The organism is Microbacterium sp. ZXX196 (genome assembly GCF_009709595.1).
Lineage (GTDB): Bacteria > Actinomycetota > Actinomycetes > Actinomycetales > Microbacteriaceae > Microbacterium > Microbacterium excoecariae.
This window is the reverse complement of sequence record NZ_WMEE01000346.1, coordinates 1-254: the sequence shown is the minus strand read 5'-3', so window position 1 is coordinate 254 and position 254 is coordinate 1. Positions and strand designations below refer to the sequence as shown.

At 46.9% G+C, this 254-nt stretch carries 1 protein-coding gene; it reads left to right on the top strand.

Annotation, left to right across the window (positions count from 1 at the left end):
- Positions 1–254, top strand: a 254-nt coding sequence (locus GJQ66_RS14330) for a carboxypeptidase-like regulatory domain-containing protein (RefSeq protein ID WP_230379653.1), incomplete at both ends; no start/stop codon positions are given.

Here is a 254-nt window from a genome sequence, read left to right as displayed (position 1 = left end):
AATCGGTAACCGAGACGATCAATGTTGCCAGTACCGTAACGGCCTCGCTTTCCGGGAAATCAGATATGTCTGCATCTTCGGTTGAAGATTATCATGCAAACCATTTGAAACAGGTTGTTTCCAATGGACTTTCTGCCATGGCCATCACCGTATCCGGCGTCGTTAAAGGCGATAACGGCGAAGTGCTTCCGGGTGTAAACGTAGTTGAAAAAGGTACTGTCAACGGACTTTCCACAGACGTAGACGGAAAATAT